Origin of the sequence: Roseateles noduli (genome assembly GCF_050626985.1) — a bacterium.
Classification (GTDB): Bacteria; Pseudomonadota; Gammaproteobacteria; order Burkholderiales; family Burkholderiaceae_C; genus Roseateles; species Roseateles noduli_A.
Window position 1 is genome coordinate 3,019,706 of record NZ_CP192463.1, and the last position, 20,787, is coordinate 3,040,492.

A 20,787-nucleotide genomic window follows, 5' to 3' on the forward strand; every position below is an offset into this window, starting at 1 on the left:
TCAAGAGTGACCGCAGCGCCAACCGGTCCCCGGCCCCCCACTGACCCTGGGTTCATACACAAAGTGGCCAACTTACACCGCCTGGGCTGCAACAACAAAGGTTCACGCTAACCTTCACGCGCAAAGCCTTGAATGGCAGTCGGTTTGCCCCGATCTGTCACTCGAGGCCTGAGTTCGAGCCGCCTGGCTCGCTCGCGCCGCATAGCCCGCAGGAGTCGGGAGTTTGCGGGCGCCAGCGGGGCAGGTGGCTGTTTGCATTGCCTGCACCCACTGCGATTTCCCCGCATTCACCTACTGGCCCCTGAGCCACCGAGGAACTGCATGACCGCCAAAAAGACCGCGTCCAAGGCCGCCGCCGCAGAAACCGAAGAAGTCAAGAAGCCGGCCGCCAAGGCCGCCGCGAAGACCACCAAAGCCGCCACCGCTGCGGCGTCCGACGACGACGCGAAGCCCAAGCGCGGTCGCAAGCCCAAGGCCGAGACCGAGTCGAAGAAGCCGGCCGCCAAGGCCAAGGTCGAAGTGGAGGAAGAGGACTTCGCCGACGTCGACGCCGACGGCGAGACCGAAGGCGACGCCGACGCGGAAGTCGAGACCGTCGAGGCTGTCGAGGTCGAGGAAGTCGGCGAGGACAAGCCCAAGGCCAAGCCGCTGCGCATGAAGGTCAGCCGCGCCAAGGAGCGCGCGCTGATGCGCGAGTTCGGCCTGGACGAGACCGCGCTGACCGAAGAGGAAGTCGCCAAGCGCCGCCAGGAGCTGAAGACCCTCATCAAGATGGGCAAGACGCGCGGTTTCCTGACGCATCAGGAAATCAACGACCACCTGCCCGAGAAGCTGATCAACGAGGAAATCCTCGAGGCGATCGTGTCGATGCTCAACGACATGGGCATCGCCGTGTACGAGCAGGCGCCCGACGCCGCCACGCTGCTGATCCAGGGCTCGACCTCGCCGACCGCCACCGAAGAGGAAGCGGAAGAAGCGGCCGAGGCCGCGCTGTCGACTGTCGACTCCGAGTTCGGCCGCACGACCGACCCGGTGCGCATGTACATGCGCGAGATGGGCACCGTCGAGCTGCTGACCCGCGAGGGCGAGATCGAGATCGCCAAGCGCATCGAAGGCGGCCTGCAGGCCATGATGCTGGCCATCTCGGCCTCCCCGACGACCATCGCCGAGATCCTGGCCATCGCCGCCAAGATCCGCGCCGGCGAGATGCAGATCTCGGAATCGGTGGACGGTTTCGTCTCCGATGACGAGGCGGACGACTACGTCGCGGAAGAAGACTTCGACGAGTTCGACGAAGAGGACGACGACGACGGCGCCGGCGGCTCCAAGGCCCTGACCAAGAAGCTGGAAGAGCTGAAGAACGCGGCGCTGGTGAAGCTGGATTCGCTCGCGACCAACTTCGACAAGATGCGCAAGGCCTTCGAGAAGGACGGCTACAAGTCGGCCAACTACAACAAGGCCCAGTCCGCGATCAGCCAGGAGCTGATGACGATCCGCTTCACGGTCAAGACCATCGAGAAGCTGTGCGACATCCTGCGCTCGCAGGTGGACGACGTGCGCCGCTTCGAACGCGAGATCCGCAAGATCGTCGTGGACAAGTGCGGCATGCCGCAGGAACACTTCATCAAGACCTTCCCGCCCAACGTGCTGAACCTGCAGTGGGCGGAGAAGGAAGTGGCCTCGGGCAAGCCGTACGCGAACATCATGTCGCGCAACCTGCCCGCGATCCAGGAGCTGCAGCAGAAGCTGATCGACATCCAGGGCAAGGCCGTGGTGCCGCTGGACGACCTCAAGGGCATCAACAAGCGGATGAACGAGGGCGAGAAAGCCTCGCGCGACGCGAAGAAGGAAATGATCGAGGCCAACCTGCGCCTGGTCATCTCGATCGCCAAGAAGTACACCAACCGCGGCCTGCAGTTCCTGGACCTGATCCAGGAAGGCAACATCGGTCTGATGAAGGCGGTCGACAAGTTCGAGTACCGCCGCGGCTACAAGTTCTCGACCTACGCGACGTGGTGGATCCGTCAGGCCATCACCCGCTCGATCGCGGACCAGGCCCGCACCATCCGCATCCCGGTTCACATGATCGAGACGATCAACAAGATGAACCGGATCTCGCGTCAGCATCTGCAGGAGTTCGGTTTCGAGCCGGACGCGCCGACGCTGGCCGAGAAGATGGAGATGCCGGAGGACAAGATCCGCAAGATCATGAAGATCGCCAAGGAGCCGATCTCCATGGAAACGCCGATCGGGGACGACGACGACAGCCACCTGGGCGACTTCATCGAGGACACCAACAACACCGCGCCGATCGAGGCGGCCATGCAGGCCGGCCTGCGCGAGGTGGTGAAGGACATCCTCGACAGCCTGACCCCTCGCGAGGCCAAGGTGCTGCGCATGCGCTTCGGCATCGAGATGAGCACGGACCACACGTTGGAGGAAGTCGGCAAGCAGTTCGACGTCACCCGCGAGCGCATCCGCCAGATCGAAGCCAAGGCGATCCGCAAGCTGAAGCACCCGTCGCGGAGCGACAAGCTGCGCACCTACCTGGACAATCTTTGATTGACCAAGGGCGTGCCCGCCGCAGGCGGATGACGACGCAGTCGGCATGCAGCGAGCGGCGAAGCCACAAGCTGCGCACGTACCTGGACAAGCTCTGATCCAGCCTCAGATCCGGCGCCCAGCGATGGGTACCGGATTTGCCGAAGAAGCCGGCCACGTCCTCGGACGCTGGCCGGTTTTTTCTTTGTGGCCGCCGCTGCCCGGGCCGCCCTCGCATCCCCTTCGGGATCCACCGCTCGGGGGCCGCGTACGGCATTCGCCCGCCTGTTGGGGGGAGGTGTCGTACAGGGGCCGACAGGCCCCCAAGGCGAGGGCTTATCTCCACGTGACGCCCAAGGTGGCGCGGCTACACTGAGACTTCCATCACACCTTAGCCCCTTCCCAGGCCGATGACCCAGATCCGCGAGCGCACCGTCCTGTTTGCCGACTTGCGCGGCAGCACGGCGCTGTTCGAGACACTGGGGAATGCGGAAGCCTCGGGGCTGGTGACGCAGACGGTCGCCCTGACCGGCCAGGCGGTCGAAGAGAACCGCGGCAACATCATCAAGACGCTGGGCGACGGCCTGATGGCCGCCTTCGACAATCCGCGCGACGGCATCAAGGCAGCCATGCGGATGCAGGAGCTGCTGCTGAAATCGTCGGCGCGCAGCGAGCGCCTGCGCCACACCCACCTGCAGATCGCGCTGGCGCGCGGCGAGGTCGTCGAGATCCACGGCGACTGCTTCGGCGACGCGGTCAACGTCGCGGCGCGGCTGCTCGACCACGCGGGCGACGGCGAGACCGTCGTGACGGCCGAGGTCGTCAACGGCCTGACCAGCGCGCAGAAGTCCCGCTTCCGCAGCCTGGACCACATCAGCGTGCGCGGCCGCGCCGAACCGGTCCACATCTACGTGCTGGACCAGGGCACCGGCGATCCGGGCGCCACGCAGTTCGGCGAGATCGCCCGCAGCGTCGCGCCGGAAGGCATCCGGCTGGTCTGGCAAGACCTGGACCGCGTCTTCGACATCGAGCAGATGCCCATCGTGCTGGGCCGCAGCACGCAGGCGACCTACTGCATCACCGACGTCCGCGTCAGCAGATCGCATGCGCGCATCGACTGGCAGGGCAGCAGCTTCAGCCTGACCGACCTCAGCTACAACGGCACCTTCGTGCGCTTCGGCGCCGGCGGCCAGACGCTGAGCCTGCGTCGCGGGTCGTGCACGCTGCACGGCGCGGGCGCGATCGGCCTCGGCGGCGCGGCCTCGGAGTCGCAGGCCCCGACCGTGCGTTTCGAAGTGCTGCACCTGGCCGAAGCCGCCTCGCCGGCGCTGCTGCGCCGCGGACTCTGAACTGTCCGCGTCGCAGGCACGTCGCCCTCCCCTCGTTCCCTCTTCTTCGCGGTCTTCCGCCCCACGCCGGATGAGCTTCCGTCCCGAACCCGATCACACCCACGGGCGCGCGCCGACGATCGGCGTGCTGCTGGTCAACCTCGGCACGCCCGACGCGCCGACGCCCGAGGCCACGCGCCGCTACCTGGCGCAGTTCCTGTCCGACCCGCGCGTCATCGAGATCCCCAAGGCCGCATGGTGGCCGATCCTGCACGGCGTGATCCTGCGGACACGCCCGGCGAAATCGGCGAAGAAGTACGCCAGCATCTGGATGAAGGACGGCTCGCCGCTGATGGTCTGGACGACGAAGCAGGCCAAGCTGCTGCAGGGCCAGCTCGGCGAGTTGGGCCATCGCGTCAAGGTGCTGCACGCGATGCGCTACGGCAACCCGTCGATCGCGTCGCAGCTCGACGCGCTGCGCGCCGACGGCGCCACCCGCGTGCTGGTGCTGCCGGCGTATCCGCAGTACTCGGGCGCGACGACCGCCAGCGTCATCGACGACGTGGCGCGCTGGTCGCTGGCGCATCGGCACGTGCCGGAGTTCCGCTTCGTCAACCGGTACCACGACGACAAGCGCTACATCGCCGCGCTCGCCGAGAGCGTGCGCGCCCACTGGAAGACCGAGGGCCGCGGCGAGCTGCTCGTGATGAGCTTCCACGGCATGCCCGCGCGCACGCTGGCGCTGGGCGACCCGTACCACTGCGAATGCCTGAAGACCGGCCGGCTGCTGGCCGAGGCGCTGGGGCTGTCCGACGCGCAGTACAAGGTGACCTTCCAGAGCCGCTTCGGCAAGGCGCGCTGGCTGGAGCCCTACACCGAACCCACGCTGCGCGAGCTGGCAGGACGCGGGCTGAAGTCCGTCGACCTGATCTGCCCGGGCTTCTCGTCCGACTGCATCGAGACCCTGGAAGAGATCGACATGGAAGCGCGCGAGGCCTTCCTGCACAGCGGCGGGCAGCGCTTCAGCTACATCCCCTGCCTGAACGACCGCCCGAGCCACATCAGGGCGCTGGCGGCCATCGCGGAGCAGCACCTGCAAGGCTGGCCCACGACCGCCGTGCCCGACGAGGCACAGGCGGCCGCCCTCGCCCGCCAACGCGACGCGGCGCTGACCGCCGGCGCGACGCGCTGAGCAAGGACACGGTGAACAACGACGCGCCGATCGACTCGGCGCTGCGCGCCCCCTCACCCGCACCATGACGAAGGGCCCCTCATCGGGGCCCTTCGTCGTTCGTCGTTGCGCGAGGCGTTGATCCGTTGATCAGCCGATCGCTGCCGCCTGCTGGCGCGCCTTGCGCGCGCTCATCCACTTCAGCACGCGCGGCAACAGCAGCACGATCACGACGATCGCCAGCAGGCCGGCCGACAGCGGGCGTTCGAAGAACACGCTCCAGCTTCCGCCGCCGATCGCGACGCCGTTGCGCAGGTGCGCCTCGGCGAGCGGGCCCAGGATCATGCCGACGACGACCGGCGCGGTCGGGAAGTCGAAGCGCCGCATCACCACGCCCAGCAGGCCGATGGCCAGCATCACGTAGAGGTCGAAGGCGCTCTGGCGCATGCCGTAGACGCCGACCGTCGCGAAGATCAGGATGCCGGCGTACAGCGGCGCGCGCGGGATGCGCAGCAGCTTCACCCACAGGCCCACCATCGGCAGGTTCAGCACCAGCAGCATCACGTTGCCGATGTACAGCGACGCGATCAGCGCCCACACCAGCGTCGACGAGGTCTCGAACAGCTGCGGTCCCGCCTGGATGCCGTAGTTCTGCAGCGCCGACAGCAGAATCGCCGCGGTCACCGAGGTCGGGATGCCCAGCGTCAGCAGCGGCACCAGCGTGCCGGTCACGGCCGCGTTGTTGGCCGCTTCCGGTCCGGCCACGCCCTCGATGGCGCCGACGGTGCCGAACTCCTCCTTGTGCTTGGACAGCTTGCGCTCGGTCGCGTAGCTCAGGAAGGTCGGGATCTCGGTGCCGCCGGCCGGGATCACGCCGAACGGGAAGCCCAGCGCCGTGCCGCGCATCCACGCGGGGATCGAGCGTTTCCACTCCTGGCGCGTCATGTGCACGCGGCCCATGGTGTTCATCGTCAGGTTGCTGCGGCCCTCATAGAGCGCCACGTAGAGCGTCTCGCCGACCGCGAACAGCCCCACCGCGACCAGCACGGTCTCGATGCCGTCCATGAACTCGGGCACGCCGCCGGTGTAGCGGATCTGGCCGGTGATCTGGTCCATGCCGACCAGCCCCATGGCCAGGCCGATGAACAGCGCCGTCATGCCGCGCAGCGTGCTCTGGCCCAGCACCGCGGAGACGGTGGTGAAGGCGATCAGCATCAGGCAGAAGTACTCCGGCGGGCCGAGCGTGACGGCGAAGTCCGCCAGCACCGGCGCGAACAGCGTGACCAGCACGGTCGCGATGGTGCCGGCGAAGAACGAGCCGATCGCCGCCGTGGCCAGCGCCGCGCCGGCGCGGCCGTGGCGGGCCATCTTGAAGCCTTCGAGCGCGGTCACCATGGTGCCGGTCTCGCCCGGGGTGTTGAGCAGGATGGACGTCGTCGAGCCGCCGTACATCGCGCCATAGTAGATGCCGGCGAAGAAGATCATCGACGCGGTCGGGTCGACCTGCGCGGTGATCGGCAGCAGCATCGCGACGGTCACGGCCGGGCCGAGGCCGGGCAGCACGCCGATCGCCGTCCCGAGCGCGCAGCCGATGAAGGCCCACATCAGGTTGGCGCCGGAGGCGGCCGTGGCGAAACCGCCCATCAGGTGGGTCCAGAGGTCTTGCATGTCGGAACTCCGGTTGGGTTAGAGCCAGCCGCCGGCCGTGACGGCGGGCAGGTTCAGCGCGAGCAGCTTGTTGAACAGCCAGAACACCGGGGCTGCGATCAGCAGGCCGGTGATGGCGTCGATGACGACCTGGCGCACGCCGCCGTGGGCCTTGCCCTCGGCGCGACGCAGGCCGCGCACCGCCAGCACGAAACACAGCGTGCAGGCGAGGACGAAACCGATCGTCGTGATCAGCGACGCATTGGCGATGACGGCCGCGGCGACCCAGGCCGCCGACAGCCAATCGGCCTTGGGCGCGCCCGACGGCGGCTCCATCGAACGGAAGCCGCCGCTGCGCGCTTCCCAGATCAGCCAGGCGCCGCAGATCAGCAGCACCACGGCGACGAACCAGGGCAGCGCGTTCGGGCCGATGCCGGAGTAGCCCGCATCGGACGGGATCGCGGCGGCGCCGAAGGCCATCACGCCGCCGACGACCATCGCAGCGGCGCCGACCAGGGTTTGATAGAGCGGGCCCGGTGTGGCCTGCAGAGTGGAATCAGTCATGGAGACCTCCCGGTCCGGAATCAAGTCGATCAGTCCGCGCCGTTTCTACCAAGCGGAGCCGTGGAACCAGCTCCGCCAGGCGACTGGGCTCGCCCCCTCGAGGGGGGCCGAGTCGGACACCAACAGTCCTGAGGACTGTTGGTGCCTACGAGGCGCCAACGCCTCTGGCGTTGGCCGGCGTAGCCGGTAGGGGGTGGGTCAAACCATTCCGGACTTGTGCATGATGGCGCGCAGCGAGGCGAACTCGTTGTCGACGAACGCCTCGAAGTCCTTGCCCGTCAGCACGGCCGGCGTCCAGCCGTTCTTCTCGAGCGCCTCGGCCCACGCCTTGGACTTGGTCGCCTTCACGACCAGGTCGATCAACACCTGGCGCTGCGCCGGCGTGATGCCCGGCGCGCCGTACACGCCGCGCCAGTTGCCGATCTCGACGTTGTAGCCGAGCTCCTTCATCGTCGGGATGTCCAGGCCCTTGATGCGCTGCGGCGCGGTGATGGCGATCGGGCGCATCTTGCCGCTCTCGATGTAGGCCTGGAACTCGCTGTAGCCGCTGCCGCCGATGCTGACGTTGCCGCCCAGGATCGCGGCCACGGCCTCGCCGCCGCCACGGAAGGCGACGTAGTTGATCTTGGTCGCGTCGACGCCGACCTCGCGCGCCAGCATCGCCGCGGCGATGTGCTCCGTGGCGCCGCGCGAGCCGCCGCCCCACTTCACCGAGCCCGGGTCCTTCTTCAGCGCCTCGACCACGTCCTTCATCGTCTTGAACGGCGAGTTGGCCGGCAGCACGAAGACGTTGTACTCGCTGGTCAGGCGCGCGATCGGCGTGGCCTGCGTCAGCGTGACGGGCTGCTTGCTGGTGATCAGGCCGCCCAGCATCACGGCGCCCATCACCATCATCGCGTTCGGGTCGCCCTTGGCGGCGTTGACGAACTGCGCCAGGCCGATGGCGCCGGCGGCGCCGCCCTTGTTCTCGAAGGTCACCGCGCCCGCGGCGCCCGCGTCCTGCAGCGCCTTGCCCAGCGCGCGGCCGGTGATGTCCCAGCCGCCGCCGGGGTTGGCGGGCACCAGGATCTTCAATGCCGCGGCGGCTTGCGCGCTCAGCGGCAGCGCGCCGGTGGCGCCCAGCGCGGCGAACGCGGCCGCGGACTTCAGGAATTGGTCTCGACGCATGCTCATGTCTCCTGTTGTAGATCTCGTCATCGGGGGCAGAGCACGCGCCCGACGTTCGTTGTAGGCGTGAATCCTGCACAAGGTGGCTTTCAATCGGCTGTCGGAAAACTCAGGGTTGACCCTGAGCGGCGGCGCCTCGGCGCGTGGCGGACACTGCCGGGCATGAGGCTGCTTTTCGTCGAGGACAACGCCGCGCTGCAGACCACGGTGGCGCGCTCGTTCGAGCGCCGCGGGATCCAGGTGCAGGTGTTCGCCGAGGGCCGCGCGGCGCTCGAGCGATGGCGCGCCCAGCCGCCGGATGTCGTGCTGCTGGACCTGTCGCTGCCCGACATCGACGGGCTGGAACTGCTGTCGGCCGCGCGCGCCGAGCAGCTCACCACGCCGGTGATCATCCTGACGGCGCGCGGCACGGTGGGCGATCGCATCCTGGGCCTGAACATCGGCGCCGACGACTACCTGCCCAAGCCCTTCGATCTCGACGAACTCGAGGCCCGCGTGCGGGCGCTGGCGCGGCGCAGCCGCGGCGCGGCGGGATCGGCGGGCCAGACCGGCCAGACGGGCGGCATGGGCACGCACGAGGACGACGCCTTCCACGGCCTGCGCGTGGACGCCGACAGCGGCGCGATCTACCACCTCGGGCTGCCGCTGGACCTGCCGCCGCGCGAGGCCGCGCTGCTGCGCGCGCTGCTGGCGCGACCGGGCCAGGCGGTCGCGAAGGAGCGGCTGACGGAGATCGTCTTCGCCGACGACCTGGACGTGCAGCCCGACGCGGTCGAGGTCGTCGCGTACCGGCTGCGCAAGCGGCTGCCCGCGGACGGCGCGCGGCTGGTGACGCTGCGCGGCCTGGGCTACCTGCTCAAGGCGCCGGACTGAGTGGCCGAGGTGACCGAAGGCCGGAACCGGGTGCCGCCGGCAGAAGCGCCGACGCGGACACAGACGCCGACGCCGCTGCCGCCCCTGATGCAGCCGCCGACGCAAGCGCGCCGGCGCTGGCTCTCCTCGATGCGCAGCCGGCTGCTGGTGGGCATCCTGGTGCCGGTCGGGCTGCTGATCGCCGCCAACGCGCACCGGCTCTACGAGGACGCGCTCAAGGCCATCGACACGGCCTACGACCGCACGCTGCTCGCCTCGGCGAAGACCATCGGCGAGCAGCTCGACGTGCACGGCACGCGCGAGGCGCCGCACCTCGTCTCCGAAGTCCCCTACGCGGCGCTGGAGGCCTTCGAGGCGGACAACCGCAGCCGCATGTTCTATCGCGTCACCGGCTTCCAGGGCGAATGGGTATCGGGCTTCGACGACCTGCCCGCGTGGCACGGCAAGCTGCCCGATCGCGGCGCCTACGCGGCGCTGGTCGATTTCTACGACGACGTCTACCAGGGCGAGGCCGTGCGCGTCGCGGTGCTGAAGCAGCCCGTCTCGGGCGAGGCGGGCCTGGGCGTGGCGACGATCCAGGTCGCGGAGACGCTGGAGATCCGCCGCACGCTGGCGCGACAGGTGCTGGTCTCCACGCTGTGGCGGCAGGCGGCGCTGCTCGCGGTGATCGCGATCGTGGTCTGGGGCGTGGTGCTCTTCGCGACCTGGCCGGTGCGCGAGTTGAGCCGCTCGATCGGCGCGCGCGCGGACGACGACCTCAGCCCCATTCCCATGCCGGGCGTGCCCGCGGAACTCGCGCCGCTGGTGGTCGCCATCAACGAGGCCTGGCACCGGCAGGCCGGCCTGTTCGCCCACCAGCAGCGTTTCGTGCGCGACACCTCGCACCAGCTGCGCACGCCGCTGGCGGTGCTCAAGGCGCAGGTGCAATCGGCGCGGCGCGGCGATCTGCCGCTGACGCAGGCGATCGACGAGATCGGCGCCACCGTCGACGGCGCCACCGCGCTCGCCAACCAGATGCTCGCGCTGGCCAAGGTCGAGCAGCTGCGGCAGCAGGGCGATCCGCCGCGGCTCGACCTGGCGGAGACGGTGCGCGAGGTGGCGCTCGACCTCGCGCCGCTGATCGCGGACGCGGAACTGGACTTCGAGCTCTTCACCGACGCTGCGCCGGTGCGCGGTCATGCGTGGGCCCTGCGGGAGCTCGTGCGCAATTTGCTGCACAACGCGCTGCGGCACTGCCCCCGCGGCGGACGTCTGGAAGTGCGGGTGACGCGGGGCGCGGGAGCCGACGGCGGCGTCGAGCTGCGCATCGCCGACAGCGGCCCCGGCATCGCGGCCGCGCTGAGGCCCAGGCTCGGCCAGCCCTTCGCTGCCGGTGCCGGCGGGGGTTCGGGGCTCGGGCTCGCCATCTGCCGGGAGATCGTCGGCTCGCTCGGCGGCACGCTGGCGCTGGACAACCGCGAGCGGGATGGGGTCATCGCCGGCCTGGACGCCGTGGTCCGGTTGCCGGCGGCACCATCCTCCGATCCGATCTCGCCATAGGACAATCGACGCTGATGTCTTCCCACGCCCGCTCCCGCTCCGCCGGTGCCGCAGCCGCTCCCGCCGCCGCCGCGGCCGCTTCCGGCCCGGCCGGCATGCGCCTGGACAAATGGCTCTGGGCCGCGCGCTTCTTCAAGACCCGCTCGCTCGCGGTCGACGAGATCGGCAAGGGTCGCGTGACCATCAACGGGCAGGCGGCGAAGGCCTCGCGCGACGTGCGCGTCGGCGACCTCGTGAAGCTGCGCCAGGGTCAGATCGATCGCGAGGTGAAGGTGGCCGGGCTCAGCGCCATGCGCGGTCCGGCGCCGGTGGCGCAGGCGCTGTACGAGGAAACGCCCGACAGCATCGCGACCCGCGAGCGCGCCGCCGAGGCGCGCCGCCTCGCGCCCGAACCGGCCGACGCCATCGAGCAGGGCCGCCCCACCAAGCAGGACCGCCGCCGCCTCGCGGACTGGAACCGCTGGTCCGCCAGCCTGGACTGACGCCCCCGTTCCGCCGATCCCACGCGGCCCCGCGCCGCCCGGTGGGCATCGGCGCGCCGCATGGTCCGCCGCAACGCGAGCAGCGAGGGCGACATGATCGGCATCCCCAGGCACCAGGCGCTTCACGAGTTTCCGCTCGCGAAGGAGGACGAGGTCGTCGCCGACGACCACCCCTCCGAGGCGCGGCCGACGCCCGACGCGATCGATGCGTCTCCGGTGGCACGCCCCGATGCCCGATCGATGGCCCGGGTCCTCTTCCGCGCGGACGCCGGATGGCGGGTCCAGTCCCTGGCCCAGGCGACGAGCCGGTCCCAGGCCGTCGCGCGCTTCGACGAGATCCGGCAGAGCGCCGCGACGCTGTCGCCCGGCCATCCCGAGGTGCTGCGGGCCATCGGCGCCCTGGCCCTCAACATCGGCGGTTCCTCCGGCTGCGGATTCGGCATGGGCCGGGGCACCGGCGCGGCGATCGCCGAACTCGGCATCCGCTACCACTTCGACACCCGCATGCCGCTGGGCATCGGCGAGGACCGCAACTACGTCGACCAGGACACCGACCTCGCCCTGCAGCAGATCTCCGCCGTCGTGACCCTCCGGTGGCTGGGCGCCACGCTGGTCGGCGGCGCCTTCGCGGCCTTGGGCGGCGTCCTGGCGCCACGGGCCGCGGCGTTGACCGGCCGTCAGCTGGCGGCCATCGCGCCGGAGCGACTCATCCCGGACCACGTGGCCGACCTGCTGGACGAGACCGGCGCGCCGTACGGCGACAAGGGCGTGGACCGGCTCCGCCGGGAGGTCCGGCAGGTCCAGCAGGCCACCGGACAGATCGACGGGACCACGCACGTGCGCAGCGGCGTCGTGGCCTTCGGCGTCCTGAACGCGGTGCGGGGCGCCGCGCTGGGCCAGTCGCCGGTCGGCGTGCTGCCGGACATCGGCATCTCCACCGCCGTGTCCTTCATGGCCGGGATGGCCACGGGCCTGATCGCCGGCACGCTCATGGCCAGGAAGCGCCATCTCGTGCCGGACGCCAGGCACACCGGCGACGGTCAGGCGCCGCTCGTGCAGGTGCCGCTGTTCGAGGTGAAGAAGACGGCGCCGGTCATGCCCCGCTTCACCGGGACCGGCGCCTGCAACGGCCTGGGCAACCTCGCCCGGGGCATCGGGGACCGCATCCGGCTGCTCGCCGTCTCGACCTGGCTGCTGGCCCTGCTGGGCGTGCTCGTCAGCTTCGCGGGAGCGGCCACCCGCCGCGAACCGCTGAACTGGATCCATCGCGTCGGCAAGGCGATCGAGCTGGGCGTCGGCGTGGGGGCCGCCGTCGAGCCCTACTTCGGCGGGCTGCCGGCCGTCCTCGCACGTGATCGTGCCCGGCTGGAGCGGCAGCAGGCGCAACTCGAATGGGCACGGCTCGCGCCCCTCGAGCCGCGTGCCGACGCCGAGTCGCCCATCGAGACGCTCGCACTTCGCCAGATCTAGGGAACTCACCCCTGGGCGACCACCCCCGGTAGCAGGCCCGGGGTTTGCCCGCGCACGGATGCCAAAATCCCCCTCTTGAAGTTCCGGCCATGGGCCTCAGATGCGGCGGGTCGCCCGACGCAGGCTGGCCGTCCAGAGGCCGGCCGCGCCTTCGCAGAGAGGCCCGGGCATCCGCATTGGGGCATTCCAACCATGACGACTGACAACCAACATCCCGATCCGACGCTGGACGAACTGACCCAGCAAGCTGCCGCCGCCGCCGCCGCGGCGGTGCCCGAAACGCTGGAGGCCAGGCTGGCCGACACCGAGCGCCGCCTGGCCGAGATGTCCGACGCCTACCTGCGCGCCAAGGCCGAAGTGGAGAACACCCGCCGCCGCGGCGAGGACGACACGACCAAGGCCCGCAAGTTCGCCGTCGAGGGCTTCGCCGAAGCGATGCTGCCGGTGCTGGACAGCCTCTCGGCCGCCATCGCCCTGCCCGACGCCAGCGTCGAGCAGGTCCTCCAGGGCGTCCATGCCACGCTGCGCCAGCTGCAGTCCGCGCTGGAGCGCAACAAGGTGGTCGAGATCAACCCGGCCGCCGGCACGAAATTCGATCCGCACCAGCACCAGGCCATTTCCGTGGTGCCGGCCGAGCAGGACCCGAACACCGTCGTGACCGTGCTGCAGAAGGGTTTCCTGATCGCCGACCGCGTGCTGCGCCCGGCGCTGGTCACCGTGACCGCGCCCAAATAAACGCACCGACTTCGCACAAAAACGCAGCCGGGCCCTTGAACCCGGGCAAGTTATCCACAGATCAGAAGCATCCCCTCAGGAGCACCACATGGCTAAGAAGAAGATCATCGGCATCGACCTGGGCACGACCAACTCGTGCGTCGCTGTCATGGAAGGCAACACCACCCGCGTCATCGAGAACGCGGAAGGCGCCCGCACCACCCCGTCGATCATTGCGTACCAGGAAGACGGCGAAGTGCTGGTCGGCGCCTCGGCCAAGCGCCAGGCCGTGACCAACCCGCGCAACACGCTGTACGCGGTGAAGCGCCTGATCGGCCGCAAGTTCCAGGAAAAGGAAGTCCAGAAGGACATCGACCTGATGCCCTACACCATCGCCGCCGCCGACAACGGCGACGCGTGGGTGGAAGTGCGCGGCAAGAAGCTGGCCCCGCCGCAGGTCTCCGCCGAAGTCCTGCGCAAGATGAAGAAGACGGCCGAGGACTACCTCGGCGAGGAAGTGACCGAAGCCGTCATCACGGTGCCGGCCTACTTCAACGACGCGCAGCGCCAGGCGACCAAGGACGCCGGCCGCATCGCCGGCCTGGACGTCAAGCGCATCATCAACGAGCCCACCGCCGCGGCCCTGGCCTTCGGCCTGGACAAGCACGGCGCGGGTGACCGCAAGATCGCGGTCTTCGACCTGGGCGGCGGCACCTTCGACATCTCGATCATCGAGATCGCGGACGTGGACGGCGAGAAGCAGTTCGAAGTGCTGTCGACCAACGGCGACACCTTCCTCGGCGGCGAGGACTTCGACCAGCGCATCATCGACTACATCATCGGCGAGTTCAAAAAGGAACAGGGCGTCGACCTGACCAAGGACGTGCTGGCCCTGCAGCGCCTGAAGGAAGCCGCTGAAAAGGCCAAGATCGAGCTGTCCAACTCGTCGCAGACCGACGTCAACCTGCCGTACATCACGGCCGACGCCACCGGTCCGAAGCACCTGAACATCAAGCTGACCCGCGCCAAGCTGGAGTCGCTGGTGGACGAGCTGATCGAGCGCACGATCGCCCCCTGCCGCACCGCGATCAAGGACGCCGGCGTGTCGGTGGGCGAGATCGACGACGTCATCCTGGTCGGCGGCATGTCGCGCATGCCCAAGGTGCAGGAGAAGGTCAAGGAGTTCTTCGGCAAGGACCCGCGCAAGGACGTGAACCCCGATGAGGCCGTGGCCGTCGGCGCCGCGATCCAGGGCCAGGTCCTGGGCGGCGAACGCACCGACGTGCTGCTGCTGGACGTCACCCCGCTGAGCCTGGGCATCGAGACCCTGGGCGGCGTGATGACGAAGATGATCAAGAAGAACACGACCATCCCGACCAAGTTCAGCCAGACCTTCTCGACCGCCGAGGACAGCCAGCCCGCCGTGACCATCAAGGTCTACCAGGGCGAGCGCGAACTGGCGCAGGCCAACAAGAGCCTGGGCGAGTTCAACCTCGAAGGCATCCCGCCGGCGCCGCGCGGCCTGCCGCAGATCGAGGTCAGCTTCGACATCGACGCCAACGGCATCCTGCACGTCGGCGCCAAGGACAAGGGCACCGGCAAGGAAAACAAGATCACCATCAAGGCGAACTCCGGCCTGTCCGAGGCCGAGATCGAGAAGATGGTCAAGGACGCCGAGGCCAACGCGACCGAGGACAAGAAGAAGGTCGAGCTGGTCCAGGCCAAGAACCAGGCCGACGGCCTGATCCACTCGGTGCAGAAGTCGCTGACCGAGCACGGCGACAAGCTGGAAGCCGGCGAGAAGGAAAAGATCGAGGCATCGATCAAGGACCTGGAAGAAGCCATCAAGGGCGAGGACAAGGCCGACATCGACGCCAAGACCGAAGCCCTGATGACCGCCAGCCAGAAGCTGGGCGAGAAGGTGTACGCCGAGGCGCAGGCCGCCCAGGCGGCGGCCGGCGCGGCGGGTGGCGCCGCCGGCGCGACCGGTGCCGAGCATGCGGAAGCGGCGGGTGCGCAGGCCTCGGCCAAGCCGGCCGACGACAACGTCGTCGACGCCGAGTTCAAGGAAGTCAAGGACTCGAAGTAAGCGTCGTGCATGCCGACCCTCACGTCGGCATCGCGCACGGCAATCGCTGTCGATTGACAGCCGCCGCGCGAGGCCGCCAGCCTCGCGCGGCGTTTTGGTTTGAGGCCCGCAGGAAGATCCATGGCAAAGCGTGACTATTACGAAGTCCTGGGCGTCGCGAAGAACGCCAGCGAAGAGGACATCAAGAAGGCGTATCGCAAGCTCGCGATGAAGTACCACCCTGACCGCAATCAGGGCGACGGTGCCAAGGAAGCCGAGGACAAGTTCAAGGAGACCAAGGAAGCCTACGAGATGCTCTCGGACGGCCAGAAGCGGGCCGCCTACGACCAGTACGGCCACGCGGGCGTGGATCCGAACCAGGGCTTCCGCGGCGGCCAGGGCGGTGAAGGCTTCGGCGGCTTCGCGGAGGCCTTCGGCGACATCTTCGGCGACCTCTTCGGCCAGCAGGGCGGCGGCGGTGGCCGGCGCCAGGGCGGCGGCCAGCAGGTCTATCGCGGCAGCGACCTGAGCTACGCGATGGAGATCACGCTGGAGGAAGCCGCGCGCGGCAAGGAGACGCAGATCCGCATCCCGTCGTGGGAAGGCTGCGAGACCTGCCACGGCAGCGGCGCAAAACCCGGCACCAGCGCCAAGACCTGCGGCTCCTGCGGCGGCAGCGGCACGGTGCACATGCGCCAGGGCTTCTTCAGCATCCAGCAGACCTGCCCGCACTGCCACGGCACCGGCAAGATCATTCCGGAGCCCTGCACGACCTGCAACGGCGCCGGCAAGATCAAGAAGACCAAGACGCTGGAAGTCAAGATCCCGGCCGGCATCAACGAAGGCATGCGCATCCGCTCGGCCGGCAACGGCGAGCCGGGCGTCAACGGCGGTCCGTCGGGCGATCTCTACATCGAGATCCGCATCAAGCAGCACGACATCTTCGAGCGCGACGGCGACGACCTGCACTGCACGATGCCGGTGTCGATCACGACCTCGGCGCTGGGCGGCACGATCGAGGTGCCGACGCTGGGCGGCAAGGCCGAGATCGAGCTGCCCGAGGGCACCCAGCACGGCAAGACCTTCCGGCTGCGCGGCAAGGGCATCAAGGGCGTGCGCTCGAGTTATCCGGGCGACCTGTACTGCCACATCAGCATCGAGACGCCGGTGAAGCTGACCGAGCACCAGCGCAAGCTGTTGAAGGAACTCGACAAGAGCCTGCGCGACGGCGGCGAGCGTCACTCGCCCAACGCGAAGAGCTGGACCGACCGGGTCAAGGATCTCTTCAAGTAAATCGCCAGCAGCGACACGCAAGCCCTCGCCACGATTCACGAATCGGGCCGTTCCACCCACGCAAACCCGGGGGGCCGGCCACAGTCGCCGGGCGGACAATCGGTCCGTGGTTGACGACATTCGCACAAATCGTTGGGGTGCTGCCGGCCCGCTCTCTTCGGAGGCGGGCTTTTTCACATGGGCGCCCGCCCGGCACGGGTGGCGCGGCGCCGCGGGGCGGCGGCCATGACGCTCGCCAGTCCGCTGGGCAAGACGCAGGCGCTGGTCATCGACGGCAACGCGAACTCGCGCAGCCTGATGACGGCGCAGTTGCGCGAGCTCGGCGTCGGCCACGTGCGCCAGGCCACCCGCGTGCGCGACGCCCGCGTGATCCTGGAGACGCAGCCCTACGACATCGTCCTGTGCGACTACTACTTCGACGGCTCCGAGCTGTCGGGCCAGGATCTGCTCGACGAGCTGCGGCGCGAGCAGCTGCTGCCCTACTCCACCGTCTTCGTGATGGTCACGGGCGAAGCCTCGTACGCGAAGGTCGCCGAGGCCGCCGAGGCGGCGCTGGACGCCTACCTCGTCAAGCCCTACACGAGCGCGGCGCTGGCCGACCGGCTGGCCAACGCCCGGCATCGCAAGCTGGAGCTGAAGGGCATCTTCGACGCCATCGACGCGCGGGACTTCAACCGCGCCGCCGACCTCTGCCTGGAGCGCTTCCAGCTGAAGGCGACCTACTGGCTGTACGCCGCCCGCATCGGCGCCGAACTGCTGCTGCGCCTGGAGCGCCACACCGAGGCGCGTGAACTCTACGAGGCCATCATCGCCGCGCGCACCGTGCCCTGGGCGCGGCTGGGCGTGGCGCGCACCGAGGTCGCCAGCGGCAACCTCAGCGCCGCGCGCCGCACGCTGGAGACGCTGATCGGCGACATGCCCGACCAGGCCGACAGCTACGACCTGATGGGCCGGGTGCAGATGGAACAGGGCGAGATCGACGCCGCGCTCGCGACCTACCGCACCGCCGCGACGCTGACGCCCGGCTGCCTGCTGCGGCAGCAGCATTGCGGCACGCTGGCCTTCTACGCGGGGCAGCGCGACGAGGCGCTCAAGATGCTCGAGCGCAGCGTGGCGCAGGGCCTGCGCTCCAAGCTGTTCGATGCGCACAGCCTGGCCCTGATCGCGCTGATGCGTTTCGATGCGAAGGACGGCAAGGGCCTGAAATACGCGATGGACGCGCTGATGCAAGGCATGGACCGCGCACCGCGCGACCAGCGCCTGCAGGGCTTCGACGTGCTGATGCAGGGCCTGCGGCTGCTGATGGAACGCAAGCTGGCCGACGCGCTGCTCCTCGCGCGCCGGTTCGCGCGACGCGCCGTCGACGAGGACTTCGACCTCGAGGCCGCCAGCCTGCTGGTCGCGCTGTGGGTGCGCATGGCGCGGCAGGACATCGAGCTCAGCGAGATGGAGACGCTCATGAGCCAGCTCGGCCTGCGCTTCTGCAGTTCGAAGTCGGCGACCGAGGTGATGATCCGCATGGCCGAAGGCCACGAACCCAGCACGCAGCTGCTGCGCGACGCGAATGCCCGGGTGTTCGCGATCTCCGAGACGGCCATGCGCCATGCGATGCGCGGCGACGCGCAGACCGGCGTGCAACTGCTGGTCGAGCAGGGGACGCTGACGCTGAACGCCAAGCTGATCGACATGGCCGCGCTGGTGCTCAAGCGCTACCGCGACCGGATGAGCGACCCGGGGGCGCTGGAGCCGCGGATCGAGGACCTGCAGCGCCGGTATGTGCAGACCGGCGGCCACGGGCTGAAGGCCGCCCGGGGCGGCGGCATGGCCTTGCGAGGATGACTGCGCATTCCGGGCGGGGCTGCGGGCCTGCGGAGGGATGCTTCAGGGGAGCTTCAGGTAGGACAACTACAAGGGCGGGTTTCCTTTTGCCGGCCTGACACGACACGATGCCGTTTTCCGATTCATCGACCTCGCGGACCCGCGAGGCCGCCGCTGCAGGCGCCAAGGGAGGCCGTTCGCCGCTGGTGTTGACATGGCTGGGCGCCCTGTGGGTCGGCGTGCTCGGCAACTGGCCGCTGTGGCAGCGGATGTGGGGCATGCCGGACTACGCCGGTGCCTCGGGCAAGCTGTTCGTCATCGTCTTCGCCGGCATCGTGATCATGGTGCTGGCCGCCGCCTTCAGCCTGCTGGCCTGGCGCGTGGCGGTGAAGCCGCTGCTGACGCTGATGCTGCTGATGACGGCGCCGCTGGCCTACTTCATCGGCAGCTACGGCGTGATCATCGACAGCACGATGATCACCAACGCGCTGCAGACCGACGTGCGCGAGACGCGCGACCTGATCGGCTGGGGACTGGCGGCGCATGTCGCGGTGATCGCGCTGATCCCCTTGGTCTGGATCTGGCGGCAGCGCCTGAGCGACACGCGCTGGTTCAAGCGGCTGGGATGGAACCTGGCGAGCGTGGCCCTGGCGCTGGCGGTCGGTGTCGGCCTGGCGGCGACGCGGACGGCCGACCTGGCCTCCACGCTGCGCAACAACAAGACGTTGACCAAGATGGTCAGCCCGATCAACGCGATCTGGGCGAGCGCCGCGTTGGCCGCGCAGAAGCAGAAGAAGCCCAAAGGTCCGCTCGAGGTCGTCGCCGCCGATGCCAGGCTCACGCCGCGTGCCGCGGGCGCGCGGCCGCCGCTGGTGCTGCTGGTGGTCGGCGAGACGGCGCGCTCCGACAACTTCCAGCTCAACGGCTACGACCGGCCGACCAATCCGGAGCTGTCGACGAAGCCGGTGGTGAGCTACCGCGAGGTCGCCTCCTGCGGCACGTCGACGGCGGCGTCGCTGCCGTGCATGTTCTCGCAGCTGGGCCGCGAGGTGTATGTCGACCATCCCGGCAACCAGCAGACGCTGCTGGACGTGCTGCAGCGCGCCGGGCTGGCGGTGCTGTGGCTGGACAATCAGGCGGGCTGCAAAGGCATCTGCGACCGCGTGCCGAATGCGCAGGCCATCAATCCCGCCCGGCCCGATCACCCGATTCCCGCGGGCCTGTGCCGCGCGGACGGCGAGTGCCTCGACGAGGTGATGCTGCACGACCTGGACGCGCGCATCGCCGCGCTGGATCCGCAGCGCGTCGCGCGCGGCGTCGTGCTGGTGCTGCATCAGATGGGCAGCCACGGCCCCGCCTACTACCTGCGCACGCCCGACGACCGCAAGCCCTTCCAGCCCGAGTGCCGCAGCAACGCGCTGCAGCAGTGCGAGCTGGACCAGGTCCGCAAGGCCTACGACAACACGATCGCCTACACCGACCATGTGCTGGCGAAGGCGATCGACTGGCTGGGCACGCAGGAGCAGCGTTTCGACCCGAGCCTGCTCTACGTGTCGGACCACGGCGAGTCGCTGGGCGAGAACAACCTGTTCCTGCACGGCATGCCTTACGCGCTGGCGCCCAAGCAGCAGAAGCACGTGCCGCTGATCCTGTGGCTGCCGGAGCAGACGCGGCAGTCGCAGAAGCTCGACAGCGCCTGCCTGACGCAGCGTCGCGACACGCCGATGTCGCACGACGGGCTGTATCACACGGTGCTGAGTCTCAGCGGCGTGGAGACCTCGGTCTACCGCAAGGACTGGGACTGGGTGGGCGCCTGCCGGCGCGGGTGATCACAACTGAGGTTTGGGCGACCTCCAATTGGGTGCCGTTGGTCCGCGAACGGTCCCGCAAGACTTCGCCACATTTCCATGACGGATTTTTCAAGCAGCTCACGCCCTCGACTCAATGGCAACCAGTCTCTGCGTGATGCGCCCGGAAAACATTCCCTCCGAAGAGCGTTTCAACGGGGGGTATTGATCTCGGTAGGTCACTCCCCCTGCGCATACTGAGGAAGGTCATTGCGTCGTCGACGAGCCAATCTCGCCGACGAATCGGGGACAGGTCTTGCCTGGC

15 protein-coding genes are annotated in these 20,787 nt (G+C 69.1%); 12 read left to right on the top strand and 3 right to left on the bottom strand.

The features are described 5' to 3' along the window. Positions 1–321 precede the first annotated feature (321 nt). From rpoD to hemH, 3 genes are all read left to right on the top strand, one after another. Positions 322–2,562 (top strand): RNA polymerase sigma factor RpoD, encoded by a 2,241-nt coding sequence (gene rpoD / locus ACQ4L4_RS13240; RefSeq protein WP_377152826.1) that lies wholly within the window; start codon positions 322–324, stop codon positions 2,560–2,562. 389 nt (positions 2,563–2,951) lie between these two features. Beyond that, a complete protein-coding gene (locus ACQ4L4_RS13245) occupies positions 2,952–3,890 on the top strand; it encodes an adenylate/guanylate cyclase domain-containing protein (RefSeq protein WP_431104659.1) in 939 nt (312 codons plus the stop codon). Positions 3,891–3,960: 70 nt separating this feature from the next. Then, entirely contained in the window at positions 3,961–5,061 is a 1,101-nt protein-coding gene (gene hemH, locus ACQ4L4_RS13250) for a ferrochelatase (protein WP_431104660.1), read from the top strand. A 129-nt stretch (positions 5,062–5,190) separates the two neighbouring features. Here the strand turns inward: hemH and ACQ4L4_RS13255 are convergent, their stop codons facing one another. The 3 genes from ACQ4L4_RS13255 to ACQ4L4_RS13265 all read right to left on the bottom strand — a co-directional run bounded on the left by ACQ4L4_RS13255 (position 5,191) and on the right by ACQ4L4_RS13265 (position 8,418). After that, entirely contained in the window at positions 5,191–6,708 is a 1,518-nt protein-coding gene (locus tag ACQ4L4_RS13255; protein WP_431104661.1) for a tripartite tricarboxylate transporter permease, read from the bottom strand. 18 nt (positions 6,709–6,726) lie between these two features. Continuing rightward, positions 6,727–7,251 carry a tripartite tricarboxylate transporter TctB family protein gene (locus ACQ4L4_RS13260; RefSeq protein ID WP_431104662.1) on the bottom strand — a complete coding sequence of 175 codons (525 nt, stop codon included), beginning with the start codon at positions 7,249–7,251 and terminating at the stop codon, positions 6,727–6,729. Positions 7,252–7,449: 198 nt separating this feature from the next. Further along, complete coding sequence (locus ACQ4L4_RS13265) at positions 7,450–8,418, bottom strand: Bug family tripartite tricarboxylate transporter substrate binding protein (RefSeq protein ID WP_377152812.1); 969 nt, start codon at positions 8,416–8,418, stop codon at positions 7,450–7,452. Between the two features lie 162 nt (positions 8,419–8,580). Here ACQ4L4_RS13265 and ACQ4L4_RS13270 point away from each other — a divergent pair, with 162 nt between their 5' ends. The 9 genes from ACQ4L4_RS13270 (at position 8,581) to ACQ4L4_RS13310 (ending at position 20,504) form a co-directional block, all read left to right on the top strand. Continuing rightward, on the top strand, positions 8,581–9,291 hold the full coding sequence (locus tag ACQ4L4_RS13270; protein WP_377152809.1) for a response regulator transcription factor: 711 nt from the start codon (positions 8,581–8,583) through the stop codon (positions 9,289–9,291). A gap of 87 nt (positions 9,292–9,378) precedes the next feature. Next, positions 9,379–10,830: a sensor histidine kinase gene (locus ACQ4L4_RS13275; protein WP_431104935.1), complete on the top strand. Its 1,452-nt coding sequence runs from the start codon at positions 9,379–9,381 to the stop codon at positions 10,828–10,830. Between the two features lie 95 nt (positions 10,831–10,925). After that, on the top strand, positions 10,926–11,312 hold the full coding sequence (locus ACQ4L4_RS13280) for an RNA-binding S4 domain-containing protein (RefSeq protein ID WP_377161813.1): 387 nt from the start codon (positions 10,926–10,928) through the stop codon (positions 11,310–11,312). A gap of 60 nt (positions 11,313–11,372) precedes the next feature. Next, on the top strand, positions 11,373–12,782 hold the full coding sequence (locus tag ACQ4L4_RS13285; RefSeq protein WP_431104663.1) for a hypothetical protein: 1,410 nt from the start codon (positions 11,373–11,375) through the stop codon (positions 12,780–12,782). 192 nt (positions 12,783–12,974) lie between these two features. Further along, positions 12,975–13,517: a nucleotide exchange factor GrpE gene (gene grpE / locus ACQ4L4_RS13290; protein ID WP_431104664.1), complete on the top strand. Its 543-nt coding sequence runs from the start codon at positions 12,975–12,977 to the stop codon at positions 13,515–13,517. Positions 13,518–13,569: 52 nt separating this feature from the next. Continuing rightward, complete coding sequence (gene dnaK, locus ACQ4L4_RS13295; protein WP_431104936.1) at positions 13,570–15,585, top strand: molecular chaperone DnaK; 2,016 nt, start codon at positions 13,570–13,572, stop codon at positions 15,583–15,585. Between the two features lie 120 nt (positions 15,586–15,705). Further along, positions 15,706–16,857, top strand: coding sequence for a molecular chaperone DnaJ (gene dnaJ, locus ACQ4L4_RS13300; RefSeq protein WP_377152758.1), 1,152 nt, complete (start codon positions 15,706–15,708; stop codon positions 16,855–16,857). 225 nt (positions 16,858–17,082) lie between these two features. Beyond that, positions 17,083–18,696 (top strand): response regulator, encoded by a 1,614-nt coding sequence (locus ACQ4L4_RS13305; protein ID WP_431104665.1) that lies wholly within the window; start codon positions 17,083–17,085, stop codon positions 18,694–18,696. A 107-nt stretch (positions 18,697–18,803) separates the two neighbouring features. Then, positions 18,804–20,504 (top strand): phosphoethanolamine transferase, encoded by a 1,701-nt coding sequence (locus tag ACQ4L4_RS13310; RefSeq protein ID WP_431104666.1) that lies wholly within the window; start codon positions 18,804–18,806, stop codon positions 20,502–20,504. Positions 20,505–20,787: the final 283 nt, after the last annotated feature.

What these genes read in the sequence shown, in the direction of transcription:
- ACQ4L4_RS13245 (WP_431104659.1), top strand. Translation starts at nt 2,952, where the DNA reads ATGACCCAGATCCGCGAGCGCACCGTCCTGTTTGCCGACTTGCGCGGC.
- grpE (WP_431104664.1), top strand. Translation starts at nt 12,975, where the DNA reads ATGACGACTGACAACCAACATCCCGATCCGACGCTGGACGAACTGACC.
- ACQ4L4_RS13255 (WP_431104661.1), bottom strand. Translation starts at nt 6,708, where the DNA reads ATGCAAGACCTCTGGACCCACCTGATGGGCGGTTTCGCCACGGCCGCC.
- hemH (WP_431104660.1), top strand. Translation starts at nt 3,961, where the DNA reads ATGAGCTTCCGTCCCGAACCCGATCACACCCACGGGCGCGCGCCGACG.
- dnaJ (WP_377152758.1), top strand. Translation starts at nt 15,706, where the DNA reads ATGGCAAAGCGTGACTATTACGAAGTCCTGGGCGTCGCGAAGAACGCC.
- ACQ4L4_RS13310 (WP_431104666.1), top strand. Translation starts at nt 18,804, where the DNA reads ATGCCGTTTTCCGATTCATCGACCTCGCGGACCCGCGAGGCCGCCGCT.
- ACQ4L4_RS13305 (WP_431104665.1), top strand. Translation starts at nt 17,083, where the DNA reads ATGACGCTCGCCAGTCCGCTGGGCAAGACGCAGGCGCTGGTCATCGAC.
- ACQ4L4_RS13270 (WP_377152809.1), top strand. Translation starts at nt 8,581, where the DNA reads ATGAGGCTGCTTTTCGTCGAGGACAACGCCGCGCTGCAGACCACGGTG.
- rpoD (WP_377152826.1), top strand. Translation starts at nt 322, where the DNA reads ATGACCGCCAAAAAGACCGCGTCCAAGGCCGCCGCCGCAGAAACCGAA.
- ACQ4L4_RS13260 (WP_431104662.1), bottom strand. Translation starts at nt 7,251, where the DNA reads ATGACTGATTCCACTCTGCAGGCCACACCGGGCCCGCTCTATCAAACC.
- ACQ4L4_RS13265 (WP_377152812.1), bottom strand. Translation starts at nt 8,418, where the DNA reads ATGCGTCGAGACCAATTCCTGAAGTCCGCGGCCGCGTTCGCCGCGCTG.
- ACQ4L4_RS13280 (WP_377161813.1), top strand. Translation starts at nt 10,926, where the DNA reads ATGCGCCTGGACAAATGGCTCTGGGCCGCGCGCTTCTTCAAGACCCGC.
- ACQ4L4_RS13275 (WP_431104935.1), top strand. Translation starts at nt 9,379, where the DNA reads ATGCAGCCGCCGACGCAAGCGCGCCGGCGCTGGCTCTCCTCGATGCGC.
- ACQ4L4_RS13285 (WP_431104663.1), top strand. Translation starts at nt 11,373, where the DNA reads ATGGTCCGCCGCAACGCGAGCAGCGAGGGCGACATGATCGGCATCCCC.